Source organism: Halopolyspora algeriensis, from assembly GCF_003337235.1.
Lineage (GTDB): Bacteria > Actinomycetota > Actinomycetes > Mycobacteriales > Pseudonocardiaceae > Haloactinomyces > Haloactinomyces algeriensis.
The window spans coordinates 577,680-590,904 of record NZ_QPJC01000002.1; the positions used below are offsets into that span (position 1 = coordinate 577,680).

The window sequence follows — 13,225 nt, forward strand, 5'->3', positions numbered from 1 at the left end:
GAGAAACCGAGCCTCGCACCACGGAATCAAAACGGTCAATGCCGACTGTTCGATTTCGCCGGTACGGACGTCGACATCCTCGGAGGTACGCTGATCCGGTGGCCATGCCCGAACCGACTCCGTCCCGCAGCCGCCAGGAACGCACCGCGGACAGTCGTGCCCTCATCCTCGACGCGGCCGTGGACTGCCTGATCGAGTACGGCTACGCCGGGGCTTCCACCGTGGCCATCCAGGACAAGGCCGGGATCTCCCGCGGGCGGCTGCTGCACCACTTCCCCTCCCGGGACGAGCTGCTGGTCGCCGCGGCACAGCACCTGGCCAGCACTCGGCTCGCCCAGCTCGAGGAGCGCGCGGCACGGCTGCTGACCCACGAGCCCGAGGGGCGCCAGCGGGTCGATCGCTGCGTCGAACTGCTCTGGGCCACGTTCCAGGAACCCCACTTCTGGGCGGCCATGGAGCTGTGGAACGCCGCACGGACCAACCCCGCGCTGAGTGCCGTGCTGCGCCCGGAGGAGCGCAATCTGCGCACCGCCATCCGCGCGGTCACCGACCGCATCTGGGGTCCGGCGGTGACCGCCCACCCCCGTTACGGCGAACTGCGCGAGCTGCTGTTCACCAGCATGCGCGGGGCGGCCATGCCCTACGCGTTCGAAGACCGCCCCGCCGCCACCGACCCTCATCTGGACCTCTGGAAAACCACTGCCCACCGGCTGCTGTTCGACGAGTGACCGCGAGCGCGGAATTCCTCTCCGGCAGGCGCGACTCCCGACAGCGGTCAGACTTGACCAGAAGCCCCGCTGGAATCAGTATGACCTGAGTCACTTTCATCTGTCTGCGCGCTGTGCCGTTGAAGCGAGGGAAGCCGATGCACGCCACCGAGCACGCCATGTCCGGATGCGGTATGACCATCAGCGATCAGCTCGCCAGGCACGCGCGCACGATCCCGGACGAGGTGGCTCTGCGTTTCCAGCACATCAGCCGCACCTATCGGGACCTGGACGAGCGGGTGACCCGGCTGGCCAACGCGCTGCGCCTGCGCGGTGTCGAGCCCGGGCAGCGCATCGCCGTCATGGGGTTCAACGGCCTGGAGGTCGTGGAGTCCTACCTGGCCTCCGCGCGGCTCGGGGCGATCTGCGTGCCGGTCAACTTCCGGTTCGTCGCCGATGAGGTCGCCTACGCGCTCGACGACAGCGGTGCGGTCGCCGCGGTGGTCGACAGCGCGATGGCCGAGACCATGGCCAAGGCACGCGCGCAGGTTTCGGCCGTGGAGACCTGCCTGGTCCTCGGGGAGGATCCGCGTGCGGCCGGTCCCGGTGCGGAAAGTTACGAGCGGGTACTGCGCGATGCCTCCACCGAGCACGTCGAGATCGCCGTCGACGAGCGCGGCCCGGCATTCATCATGTACACCTCCGGCACCACCGGTCGCCCCAAGGGAGCGGTACTCACCCACCACAACCTGCTGATGCACGCGTTCAGCTCGATGGCCCATCTGGGCACGGCCGCCGACGACCGGGTCTGGATGGCGGCCGCTCCCCTGTTCCACATCGCCGGGCTGTCGGGCATGCTGCCCACTCTGCTGCTCGGTGGCCGTACGGTCGTCATGCCCTCCGGCCGGTTCGATCCCGCCGAGACCGTCGACCTGCTCGAACGCGAGCGAGTCTCCTCGGTGTTCTTCGTCCCGGCCCAGTGGCAGGCGATCTGCAGCGTGCCGGACATCGCCGAGCGCGACCTGTCGGCGCTGCGCCGGATCTCCTGGGGAGCCGCACCCGCCTCGACCACGTTGCTGCGCACCATGATCGACACCTTTCCCCAGGCCGAGGTGATCACCTCGTTCGGACAGACCGAGTGCAGCCCGGTCACGACCACGCTGCGCGGTGAGGACGCGATCCGCAAGATCGGCTCCATCGGCACCCCCATGCTCAACGTCGAGGTGCGCGTCGTCGACGACGACATGAACGACGTGTCTCGCGGCGAGGTCGGCGAGATCGTCTACCGCGGCCCCACCGTCATGAAGGAGTACTGGAACAAGCCCGCCGAGACCGCCGAGGTGTTCGCCGGCGGCTGGTTCCACTCCGGTGATCTGGTGCGCCAGGATTCCGACGGCTACTTCTACGTCGTCGACCGCAAGAAGGACATGATCATCTCCGGCGGCGAGAACATCTACTGCGCCGAGGTGGAGGATGTCCTCGCCGGGCACCCCAAGGTCGGTGACGTGGCCCTGATCGGTGTGCCGAGCGAGCGCTGGGGAGAGACCCCACTGGCGGTCATCGCTGCGCACGACCCCTCCGACCCGCCCGGCGCCGGCGAGATCGACGCCTGGTGCCGGCAGCACCTGGCCGGGTACAAGCGTCCACGGCAGGTGGCGCTCGTCCCGGAACTGCCCCGCAACCCCAGCGGCAAAGTCCTCAAGACCGAGCTGCGCTCCGAGCACGCTGCGGGGAACCTACCCGTGGAGTAGACGATGTCCCGCGTCACGTTTGTGGCTCGGTTCGAGATCGGGAGAAACCGTGGGAGTCGGGCCGGCCGACGTAGCCGGTCAGGCCCACGGTGATCGAGCATGGTCACTCGTCGCGGGGCGTGTGCGGCTGGTGACGATGCCGCAGCGACGTGGTCAGAGCACGCCCGCCCAAGCCGACCAGCAGAACTGCGGTGCCGGCGAGCACGCCGGCCAGGGGCAGGGTCGCGGCCAACAGCAGGCAGCCGGCAAGGCCGAGCACGGTCAGCGGGCGCAGCCACCGGCGCCGACGGCCGGGCAGCGTGAACGCCGAGGCATTGGCCAGAGCGTAGTAGATCAGCACGGCGAAGCTGGAGAATCCGATCGCACCGCGCACGTCGGCGATCAGCACGATGACCAGCACCAAGGCACCGAGTGCGAGTTCGGCACGGTGGGGCACTCGGTGGCGCGGATGGATGGCGGCCAGCCAGCCGGGAAGTTCGCGGTCACGGGCCATGGCCAGGCTGGTGCGCCCGATGCCGGCCATCAATGACAGCAACACCCCGGCCGAGGCCACCGCCCCGCCGATACGCACGAGCACCGCGAGCCCGTCGAGGCTGCCTGCGCGGACGGCAGCGGCCAGCGGCGCGGTGGCCTCGGCCAGTGTCCGGGGCCCGACGGCCAGCAGCGCGGCCAGCCCCACGAGCGCGTAGACCGCCACGACCACGAACAGGGCCAGCGGGATCGCCCGGGGGATGGTGCGTTCCGGGTCGCGGACTTCCTCGCCGAGAGTGGCGATGCGGGCGTAGCCGGCGAAGGCGAAGAACAGCAATCCGGCCGCCTGGGTGATGCCCAGGATGCCATTCGGGACCCAACCGGTGAGGTTGGCCGGGCTGGCTTGCCCGCCGCCGAGGCCGGCGGCGACCACTCCGGCCAGGGTCAACAGCGTCAGCGCGACCAGCACGCGGGTGACCCGCGCGGTCTTGCCCACCCCCAGGTAGTTCACCCCGGTCAGCACCACGACCGCCGCGACGGCGATCGGCACGGGATGGGCAGGCCAAGCGTAGGCGCCGAGTGTGAGGGCCATGGCCGCGCAGCTGGCGGTCTTGCCGACGACGAACCCCCATCCGGCCAGGAACCCCCACACCGGCCCGAGCCGGCGCCCGGCATAAACGTAGGTGCCGCCGGACTCGGGGTAACGTGCGGCCAGCTGGGCCGAGGCCGTGGCGTTGCAGTAGGCCACCACCGCCGCCAGGCCCAGCGCGATCAGCAGCCCGGATCCGGCCGCGGCCGCGGCGGGGCCGAACGCGGCGAACACCCCGGCGCCGAGCATCGACCCCAGCCCGAGTACCACGGCATCGAACACCCTCAACCGGCGCGCCAGCTGCGGGGACGACTCAACAGGTGTGGAGGGCACGATGGTGCTTGCTTCCTTCCCGCACGAACGGAATGGGCGGAAACCGCCGGAGAGGCCTCGGCGAGGTCAGGAGCAGAGGATATCGGGCTGCATGCCCGGGTACGGCGGGGTGGCCAGGCGTCGGCAGCCGCCACAGGCAGAAGACGCAGGGCCGACGCGGTACTGCCCCGCAGCCGGTGCGCCGGCCACGAGGTCTCCGGCCTCGCAGCAGCGGCAGTGACGACACACGTTCGGAACGACTATTCGGCCGCCGTCCGTGGCGCCGACGGTTCCGCCGGGGAGTACTGCGCCTGCCCGAACAGGCGCCGGACCTGCTCTTCGGACGGCACGAGAAACGCTCCCTCGGCTTCGACCAGGACGGTGTCCGGTTCCTCGGCCGTGGTGATCGTGGCGGTCGGGGTGGACCTGCGGGTATCGGCATCGTCCTGCCCGCGCCATCCGGCGACGCGCAGCGGTGTCTGCAGGGGTACCGGATTCCGGTACCGCACCGACAGGGTCACCGTCATTCCCGGCCGCCCCCCACTCGCGTGGGCGTGCCCGAGGATCTGGTCGAGCAGCAGCGCGCTGACCCCTCCGTGCGCGTAGCTGTGCGGTCCCTCGTGGATCAATCCCAGCGTGCAGCTGCCGATCGCACCGCCGTCGACCATCTCCACGTTCATCGGCGGGGCGAACGGGTTTCCCCAGCCGATGGCCGGGTTGTACATGCGCCACCCCGCGCGCAGGTCGTCCACCGAGGGAACCGTCTGCCGGGATCTGCTCGCTTTCTCCAGCGGTGGCACCATGTCGCGGGCTTGCCGGGCGACCTGCAGCATGGTCTCCGCATCGACCTCGGTGGACACTGCGGCCTCGGTCAGCTCGCGCAGTGCCGTACCCAACTCGCGCGCGGCTCGCCGACGCTCGTCGAGCCCGGTTCCGGGTTCGGACGATCCCGGCACGCTGTCACTCACGCGATGTTCCCTCCGCCGCTGTCCCTGCGACCCGAAAACGGGACGCCTCAGTTTCGCCCGTCCCTCGGGAGCAGTCAAGACGGACTGTTCCCGAGGGCGTGAGGCCTTCGCCACGGACGGAGCCGTCCGGTGCACGAGCCCCGGAGTGCCGGTTCCGCCTGCCGGGATCGGTGACAGTCGATCCCGGCACGGTTACCCGGTGCTCACCGGGGGGCCATGCGGATGGCGCCGTCGAGACGGATGGTTTCGCCGTTGAGCATGGGGTTTTCGACGATGTGGGCGGCCAGGTCGGCGTATTCCTCGGGTTTGCCCAGCCGCTGCGGGTGCGGCACCTGCTCGCCCAGCGACCGGGTGGCCTCCTCGCCGAGCCCTTCGAACAGCGGAGTGTGGAACAGCCCCGGGGCGATGGTGTTGACCCGCACCTGCTTGCTCGACAGGTCCCGGGCGATCGGCAGGGTCATGCCCACGATGCCGCCCTTGGACGCCGAGTAGGCCGCCTGGCCGATCTGGCCGTCGTAGGCGGCCACCGAGGCGGTGTTGACGATGACCCCGCGTTCCTCGCCGACCGGGTCCTGGGCACAGATACGCTCGGCGGCCAACCGGATCACGTTGAACGTGCCCACCAGATTGATCTGGATGACCTTGGTGAACTCCGCCAGCGGAAACGCCCCGGACTTGCCGACCGTTTTGATCGCGTTGCCGATACCGGCACAGTTGACCGCCACCCGCAGCGTGCCCAGCCGCTCGGCCTCGTCGAGCGCGGCGGCCACCTGCTGCTCGTCGGTGACATCGGCACCGACGAAGACCGCCTTCTCCCCCAGGCTCTCGGCCACCGCCTTGCCGTCCGAGGACGGCAGATCGACGATGACCACCCTGCCCCCGGCCGAGACCAGCCGCTTGACCGTGGCCAACCCCAACCCCGAGGCGCCCCCGGTCACCACCGCAACACTGCCCTCGATCCGCATGCATGCTCCTTCCCACGTGCCGGTGGGCACGGCCGCGCCCACCGGAAGTACCCGGTTGATACAGCGTCACTCATCGCTCGACAAGTGCGCTTGACGCTAAGGTTCCGGACCGGTGCCGTCAACGCATCTGCGCCTCCGCCGCCGTCAGCGAGCGGGCACCGCTGTCCGGGGACGCAGATCGATCGGCTGCCCGTCCTTCGGATACGGCAGGGACGTGAAGTCCAGCGGTGCCCGGTAGCCCGGATCGACCGACCACTCGTAGCGCTGCAGCATGTGGTGCATGATCGTCTTGATCTCGGCTCCGGAGAAGTACATGCCGAGACATTTGTGAACACCGCCGCCGAACGGCTGCCACGCGTAGCGGTGCACCTTGTCCTCGCGGCGGTCCTCGGCGAACCGGCCGGGATCGAACCGTTCGGGATCCGGCCAGTACTCGTGCATGTGGTGGGTGAAGTGCGGCGTGATGGCGACCATGGTCCGTGCCGGGATGAAATGTCCCAGCACCTCCGTATCGGCCACGGTCATGCGCATCATCGACGGCACCGGGGAGACCAGCCGCATCGACTCCTTCATGACCAGGTCCAGCGACACCAGCCGATCGAGCTGATCGAAGCTCACCGAGGAGGTCCCCAACGCCGCGGACTCCTCGCGGCAGCGTTGCTGCCACTCCGGGTGCTGGCCGAGATACTGCATCATCGTGGAAATCGTGATGGTCGAGGTGTCATGGGCGGCCATGAGCAGGAAGACCATGTGGTTGATGACGTCGTCGTCACTGAACCGCTGCCCGTCCTCCGACTCGACGTGGCACAGCGCGGAGAAGAGGTCCTCGCCGTCACCGGCACGACGGGCGGGCAGGTAGCTGCGCAGGAACTGCTCCAGCACCTTCCGGCCGACCAGCCCACGACGCCACCGCCCGCCCGGCACGGGAACGCGCACGATGGCGGTCGCCGCCTGCACACAATCCATGAAGGACCGGTTGATCCGGTCCATGCGGGCGCTGCTGGTGCCCTCGGCTCCGCCCATGAAGATGCTGGTGGCCAGATCCAGTGTCAGTTTCTTGACCGCGGGATAGATCCGGAAGTCCTGCTGCGGTTTCCACTCGTCCAGGCCTGCCTCCACGGCGGGATTGAGCGCCTCGGTGTAGCGGGCCAGGCGCTGGTTGGTGAAGGCCTGCTGCATGATTCGTCGATGTTCGAGGTGCTCGTCGAAATCGAGCAGCATCAGACCGCGGTCGAAGAACGGCCCGATCAGACGGCGCCATCCCGGCCCGTTGGCGAACGCCTTGTCCTTGTTGACCAACGCGACACCGCAGGCATCCGGTCCCAGCAACGAGACCGTCCTGCCGCCGATGGCACCGAACCAGGACACCGGCCCGTACTGCTCGTAGCGGCGGCGCCACAGCGTGACCGGATCACGCATGTACTCCCGGACATAGCCCACCAACGGTGGTCCGGAATCTCCTTCGACCGCGTGCAGATCGCTGCCCTGCGGTGCGGGCATCAGGACCTTGCTCACCCGAGCCTCCTCGATCAGGTGGAAAACCACAAGTGACATGAGTCGCTGTCACATATGGCAGCCTCGATCAATGAGGGTGTGCGCGTCAAGATGTGGGTATGCCATCCACCACCCGCCCCTATCGGGGGCTCAGCGCCGAGCAGCGCAAGGCCCAACGCCGCGCACGTCTCCTCGAAGCGGGCCTGGATCTGCTGGGCACGGCCGGTTGCGAGCGGGCCACGATGACCGCGATATGCAGCCGAGCCAAGCTCACCGAGCGCTACTTCTACGAGAGCTTCCGCAGTCGTGAGCAGCTCCTGCTGGCCGTGGTGGACCAGGTCGCCGACGAGGTGCGCTCCACGGTGCTGGCCGCTGTCGAGACCGCCCCCGACGAGCCGCACGCCAGGGCCAGGGTGGCGATCTCGGCTTTCGTCGACCTGCTGACCGCTGATCCCCGCAAAGGGCGAGCAGCGATCGTCGAATCGGCGGCCGCCGAAACACTGCGCCCCCGCAGGCACGAGTTGCTGCGCGAGTTCGCCGACCTCATCGTCACCCAGGCGCGCTCCCTGTACGGAACGGCCGCACACGCTCCCCCACGGGACGAGATCAACGCACTGCTGTTCGTCGGCGGGCTGGCCGAGCTGCTCACCGCCTGGCTCGGCAACGAGATCGTGGCCACTCCTGCCGACATCATCGAGGCGGGCACCGAACAGCTCGCCGCGGCGCTACACCGCTGACCGCCTGTCGCGTGTACAACGCCTCGCAGGCGGGTACTTCGCGGCGTGTGCGCCGGCGATGCGCCGGTGCGGGGACTCTGCAGCCGGAGCCGACCAGGAGGAACAGGCGAATGCGGACCGTCACGTCCTTCCCGTACCCGGTCACGGAAGAGGAGCACCGCTGGATACCGCTTCCGGACGGCACTCGCCTGGCCGCACGTATCTGGCGACCGGTGTCCTCGGACGACGACCCGGTTCCGGGCGTTCTGGAATTCATCCCGTACCGCAAGCGCGACCTCACCGCCCGGCGCGACTCCATCCACCACCCGTACATGGCCGGGCACGGCTACGCGTGTGTACGCGTGGATCTGCGCGGCACCGGCGATTCGGAAGGCGTACTCACCGACGAGTACCGGGAACAGGAGTTCGTCGATGCCGAAAACGTCCTGGCCTGGATCTCCGAACAACCCTGGTGCACCGGGCGCATGGGCATGATGGGGATTTCCTGGGGCGGCTTCAACGCGCTCCAGGTCGCCGCACGGCGCCCGCCCGGGCTCGACGCGATCGTCACGGCATCCTCCAGCGACGACCGCTACGGCGACGATGTCCACTACATGGGCGGCTGCCTGCTCAGCGACAACCTCTCCTGGGCCTCCACGATGTTCGCGTACAACTCCTCCCCACCGGATCCCGCGCTGGTCGGCGAACGGTGGCGGGAGATGTGGCATCAGCGCCTGGAGCACAGCGGGCTGTGGATCGACGAGTGGCTGCGTCACCAGCGGCGGGACGACTACTGGCGGCACGGCTCGATCTGCGAGGACTTCTCCGACGTCGAATGCGCCGTCATGGCGGTCAGTGGCTGGGCGGACGGGTATTCGAACTCGGTGTTTCGTCTCATGGCGAACCTGCAGTCCCCCCGCAAGGGACTCATCGGTCCCTGGTCGCACAAGTATCCGCATCTCGGCCAGCCCGGTCCGGCCATCGGTTTCCTCCAGGAGATGGTGCGCTGGTGGGATCACTGGCTCAAGGACATCGACAACGGCGCCACGGACGGGCCGATGCTCTACACCTGGATGCAGGAGAGCATGCCGCCCTCCACCGCCTACCACGAGCGGCCCGGACGGTGGGTCGGAGAACCGAGTTGGCCCTCACCCCACGTGCAGCGCATCGACCATCCGCTGGCTCCCCACCGCATCCAGAAACCCGATGAGGACACGCAGACCGAGGAGATCCGTCTCGAGTCCCCCCTGTCGGTCGGTCAGTTCGCAGGCAAGTGGTGCTCGTACAACGCGCCGCCGGACCTGCCCTACGACCAGCGGGAGGAGGACGGCGGGTCGATGGTCTTCGACAGCGATGTCCTCACCGAGCGGTGCGAAATCCTCGGCGGCCCCGTGCTGAACCTGGAGTTCACGGTGAGCCGGCCGGTGGCGATGGTCGCGGTACGGCTCTCCGACGTCAATCCCGACGGCCGCACCACGCGTGTCACCTACGGCCTGCTCAACCTGACCCACCTGCAGGGGCACGACAAGCCGGAAACGCTCACGCCCGGCGAGCGCTACCGCGCGCACGTGCAGCTCAACGGAGTGGCTCAGGTGTTCCCACCCGGCCACCGCATCCGGGTGGCACTGTCCACCTCGTACTGGCCCCTGGCGTGGCCGCCACCGGAACCGGTGGAGCTGACCGTGTTCACCGGGGCGAGCTCGCTGCAACTGCCGATCCGTCCGACCGAAGAGGCCGACGAGTTGCCCACCCCGACGTTCGGCGAAGCCGAGGGTGCAGAGCCGCTGCACACCGTCCAGGTACGTCCCGGGGAACAGCGCTGGACCGTCTCCCGCGACCTCGTCGAGTACGAATCGGCGCTGGAGGTCGTCAAGGACCTCGGAGTGGTGCATTTCCCCGATATCGACCTCGAGGTCACCCGGCGTGCCTATGAGCGGTATCGCTGGGTCGGCAACGACTTCCGCTCGGTGCGCGGCGAAATCGAATGGGAAATGGGCTTCGCCCGCGGCGACTGGCGGGCCGAGACGATCACGCGCACGGTGCTGGATTCGACCACGACCGAATTCCGGCTGCACGCCCAGCTCGACGCGTTCGAAAACGGGCGACGGGTCTCCTCGCAGAACTGGCTCCGGGAAATCCCGCGGGACCACGTCTGACCGAGCGAAAGATCCCCGCCGGCCGCGGTTTGCGCACACCGGCGCCCGGGTAAATCGACGAGGCAGCAGCGGCCCGTCCGCAGATCGTCCCTCGGCCACCGGCCCTGAGACGTCCGGCGACAGCGGTGCCTTCGCCGATCGCCGGGGACGCGGAATCGCCGCCTATTACCACGGCAACGGGTGGAGGAGCAGGAACATGCCCACGAACATCTTCGTTTTGGGACTTGACGACGAGAACCGCAGGACACTGGAATCCCTGCCCCATGCCGAGCAATTTCGCTTCCACCCCCTGCTCAGCGTCGACGAACTGATCCGCGGAGAGATCCATCTGGCCGAGATGCTCGACAAGGCCGAGCAGGAACTGGATTCCTTCGACGGCACCGTGGATGCCATTGTCGGATACTGGGATTTCCCGGTGAGCACGATGGTGCCCATCCTGTGTCACAACCGGGGCCTGCCGAGTGCGAGCCTGGAGGCCGTGCTGAAGTGCGAGCACAAGTACTGGAGCCGGCTGGAACAGCAGCGATCGATCGAGGAGTATCCGCCGTTCGCACTGGTGGGACTCGACGACGAGACCGCGCCGGACAGTCTCCGCTACCCGATGTGGGTCAAGCCGGTGAAGGCGTTCTCCTCGGAACTGGCGTTCCTGGTCGAGGACGATCAACAGCTCCGGGAGGCCCTCGGTGAGATTCGCGCGGGTATCGGCCGGGTGGGGTCACCGTTCGACTTCGCGCTCTCGCATCTCGAGTTGCCCCCGGAAATCGCCGAGGTCGGCGGCCAGGCCTGTCTGGCCGAGGAATCCGTGTCCGGGCAGCAGGTGACCATCGAGGGGTACAACGACGGCGAGACCATTCATGTCTACGGGGTGATCGACTCCTACAACTACGAGGGCGCCCCCTCGTTCCAGCGTTACCAGTACCCGTCGAAGCTGCCGGAGCAGGTCATCGAGCGCCTCGTCGATGTGTCGAAACGCATCATCGGCCGGATCGGGCTGAGGTCGGTGTTCAACATCGAGTATTTCTGGGACCCGTCCGACGGTGCCATCAACCTTCTCGAGATCAACCCGCGGCACTCCCAGTCCCATGCGATGCTGTTCGAGCAGGTCGACGGCGCACCGAACCATCACTGCATGGTGCAACTCGCTTTGGGGCGCACCCCGCAGCTGCCTCACAGGCAGGGTGCGTACGCGGTCGGTGCCAAGTGGTTCTATCGCCGCTTCTCCGAGGACGCGCTGGTGCGCCGCAGTCCCACCTCCGAGGAAGTGGCGGCCGTCGAACGCGACATCCCCGGCGTGCACGTGGAAATCGAGGCACAGCAGGGGACCCGCTTGTCGGAACTGACCGGTCAGGACAGTTACAGCTACAACCTCGCCGTCATCCACGTCGGTGCAGGCGACGAGGAGGAACTGCAGGACAAGTACGAGCGCTGCGTCCGGGCGCTGGCTTTCGAGTTCGAGGAGTGACGGTAGCTGGCCCTGTCGGCGGGGCCCCTTGGCAGGGCCCTGTCAAGGGGCCCTGTTGGCCCCGCCGGAGCCCACCTCACTGATGGCTGCGTCGATCCGTCGGGCCAGCTGCAGGTCGAGTTCCGTGACAGCCCCCAGGGAACGGGTGTGCAGCGAGAACACCACCACGCCGTCGGAGCGCTCCTCGACCGCCGCATGGTGGCTGAGTTCCTGCTGGGCGGCCTCCACTTGCCGGTATATCGGTGTCCACCGTTCCGGCGGAAGGGTCACCTCGCGGCTGATGCGTTCGGTGTCGCCGGACCACCCCACGAGCTGATTCAAGGCCCGCTGCAGCTCGTCGGCGTCCAGGGGCCGTGGCCGGTCGTCGGCACTGGCCGCGCCCCAGTCGGGCGGCGGCCCGCCGCCGGGTGCGGTGAACAGCGCGGAGAACCCGTCCGGCAAGCGGTGTTGCAGCGTGTCCGCCAGGGCGCGATCCTGCTCGGTCAGCGCGGACAGGACGCCTTGGACGAGGTAGCGGGACCGTTCCGGCGTGCTGTCGGTCCGCTGAGCGACCTCCTGGAGGAACTCCTCGAGACTGTGGGCCGACGCATTCTCGATGTCCCAGCGCACCGAACTGCGTAATCCCTGCGGAATCCCCGTTGCCAGTTGCTGCCGGTCCACACCGTCCAGGTGCCGGGCCATGGCTTCGATGACGTGCACCGTGGCCTGTCGTGCCTGTTCGGTCTCCGACAGTCCGGCATGGGTTCGTACACCGTCGAGGAATTGTTGGTACTGGGCGACCATGACTGCTCCTGAGGGCACGGAGACGATGTCGCAACGCGAATGTCCGGTGCCCCGGCAGGGGGCCGGTCGCGACGCGGCGAGACCGGCCCTGCCGGGGGCGCTCACCCGGTCATTCGTGCTCGCATTTCCGGAAGGAATTCCAGGTCCTCGCTTTGGATTCCCTCCAGGTCGATGTCGTGCGGCAGCGCTGTGACCGGGGTCCGCTGAAGCAGGTACTTCATGGACTCGGCGACGAAGCGCTGTTCGTCCGGCTCCGGCATCTCCAGCGCATCGAGCAGGTCCTGGGTGAACATCACCCGGTGTTCGGTGGTCTGGTTGCTTTCGTGGACTTCCGCCGCGTATTCCCGCTCTCCGAGTTGAAGAACCTTCACGTCTTCGGCCATCGTTCTCCTCCTCTCGGGGTCTTACGGTTTGCCCGCCCGGTTGCACCCGCAAACACGGGCGCCGCCCGCCGCCGGCTCTTGCCGCAGCGGCGGCCTCCTGCCTGCTGGAGCAGGCACTACCGGGTGTCCTCGTCCTGCTCGGCAGGTTCGGTGGGTTCGTCACCGTCGAGATCGATCGTTTCCAGTTCCGGACTCTGGCCCAATCCGTCGTCCGGCAGCCGGCGTGGGTCCTCAGGGGTGTCCGCGCTGGGATCCTCGGACTCGGGTGGTTCACTCATCGTCTCCCCCGCGAATGCAGGCTGGTTTCTGCGCGCTTGCGTTGTCGCTTCTCCAGAAGGGATTGACACGATGACGTGGTCGTTAATCCTGCCGGGGACGGGCAACTCACCCGGTGTGTTCGGTGTCGGCGGCGGGATTGTGGCGAGGGTCGGGGTTTGCCCGGACCGCGCTCGCCGTACTGCGGGTTTG

The 13,225-nt window shown here is 68.1% G+C and carries 12 protein-coding genes; 5 read left to right on the forward strand and 7 right to left on the reverse strand.

Annotated features, from left to right (window positions below):
* The first annotated feature begins 104 nt into the window (after positions 1-104).
* Together DFQ14_RS05960 and DFQ14_RS05965 are read left to right on the forward strand one after the other, a co-directional pair.
* Positions 105-728: a TetR/AcrR family transcriptional regulator gene (locus DFQ14_RS05960; protein WP_114452166.1), complete on the forward strand. Its 624-nt coding sequence runs from the start codon at positions 105-107 to the stop codon at positions 726-728.
* A 173-nt stretch (positions 729-901) separates the two neighbouring features.
* Positions 902-2,458: a long-chain-fatty-acid--CoA ligase gene (locus DFQ14_RS05965; protein WP_257233584.1), complete on the forward strand. Its 1,557-nt coding sequence runs from the start codon at positions 902-904 to the stop codon at positions 2,456-2,458.
* Positions 2,459-2,561: 103 nt separating this feature from the next.
* Here the strand turns inward: DFQ14_RS05965 and DFQ14_RS05970 are convergent, their stop codons facing one another.
* The 4 genes from DFQ14_RS05970 to DFQ14_RS05985 all read right to left on the reverse strand — a co-directional run bounded on the left by DFQ14_RS05970 (position 2,562) and on the right by DFQ14_RS05985 (position 7,278).
* Entirely contained in the window at positions 2,562-3,851 is a 1,290-nt protein-coding gene (locus DFQ14_RS05970; RefSeq protein WP_246195370.1) for an APC family permease, read from the reverse strand.
* 239 nt (positions 3,852-4,090) lie between these two features.
* Complete coding sequence (locus DFQ14_RS05975; RefSeq protein ID WP_246195372.1) at positions 4,091-4,798, reverse strand: PaaI family thioesterase; 708 nt, start codon at positions 4,796-4,798, stop codon at positions 4,091-4,093.
* A gap of 203 nt (positions 4,799-5,001) precedes the next feature.
* Positions 5,002-5,763 carry a 3-hydroxyacyl-CoA dehydrogenase gene (locus tag DFQ14_RS05980; protein WP_114452017.1) on the reverse strand — a complete coding sequence of 254 codons (762 nt, stop codon included), beginning with the start codon at positions 5,761-5,763 and terminating at the stop codon, positions 5,002-5,004.
* A gap of 144 nt (positions 5,764-5,907) precedes the next feature.
* Positions 5,908-7,278, reverse strand: a complete 1,371-nt coding sequence (locus DFQ14_RS05985) for a cytochrome P450 (RefSeq protein ID WP_420810135.1) — start codon at positions 7,276-7,278, stop codon at positions 5,908-5,910.
* Positions 7,279-7,376: 98 nt separating this feature from the next.
* Between DFQ14_RS05985 and DFQ14_RS05990 the strand changes: the two genes are divergently transcribed.
* From DFQ14_RS05990 to DFQ14_RS06000, 3 genes are all read left to right on the forward strand, one after another.
* The gene (locus DFQ14_RS05990) at positions 7,377-7,994 is read left to right on the forward strand and encodes a TetR/AcrR family transcriptional regulator (RefSeq protein ID WP_114452019.1); all 618 of its coding nucleotides are present in this window, start codon (positions 7,377-7,379) and stop codon (positions 7,992-7,994) included.
* Positions 7,995-8,104: 110 nt separating this feature from the next.
* A complete protein-coding gene (locus tag DFQ14_RS05995) occupies positions 8,105-10,129 on the forward strand; it encodes a CocE/NonD family hydrolase (RefSeq protein WP_114452020.1) in 2,025 nt (674 codons plus the stop codon).
* A 196-nt stretch (positions 10,130-10,325) separates the two neighbouring features.
* Positions 10,326-11,591: an ATP-grasp domain-containing protein gene (locus DFQ14_RS06000; RefSeq protein WP_114452021.1), complete on the forward strand. Its 1,266-nt coding sequence runs from the start codon at positions 10,326-10,328 to the stop codon at positions 11,589-11,591.
* 42 nt (positions 11,592-11,633) lie between these two features.
* Here DFQ14_RS06000 and DFQ14_RS06005 read toward each other — a convergent pair whose 3' ends face one another.
* The 3 genes from DFQ14_RS06005 to DFQ14_RS22000 all read right to left on the reverse strand — a co-directional run bounded on the left by DFQ14_RS06005 (position 11,634) and on the right by DFQ14_RS22000 (position 13,035).
* The gene (locus DFQ14_RS06005) at positions 11,634-12,374 is read right to left on the reverse strand and encodes a DUF2267 domain-containing protein (protein WP_114452022.1); all 741 of its coding nucleotides are present in this window, start codon (positions 12,372-12,374) and stop codon (positions 11,634-11,636) included.
* A 101-nt stretch (positions 12,375-12,475) separates the two neighbouring features.
* The gene (locus DFQ14_RS06010) at positions 12,476-12,757 is read right to left on the reverse strand and encodes a hypothetical protein (protein WP_114452023.1); all 282 of its coding nucleotides are present in this window, start codon (positions 12,755-12,757) and stop codon (positions 12,476-12,478) included.
* A 116-nt stretch (positions 12,758-12,873) separates the two neighbouring features.
* Complete coding sequence (locus tag DFQ14_RS22000; RefSeq protein WP_170206302.1) at positions 12,874-13,035, reverse strand: hypothetical protein; 162 nt, start codon at positions 13,033-13,035, stop codon at positions 12,874-12,876.
* Positions 13,036-13,225: the final 190 nt, after the last annotated feature.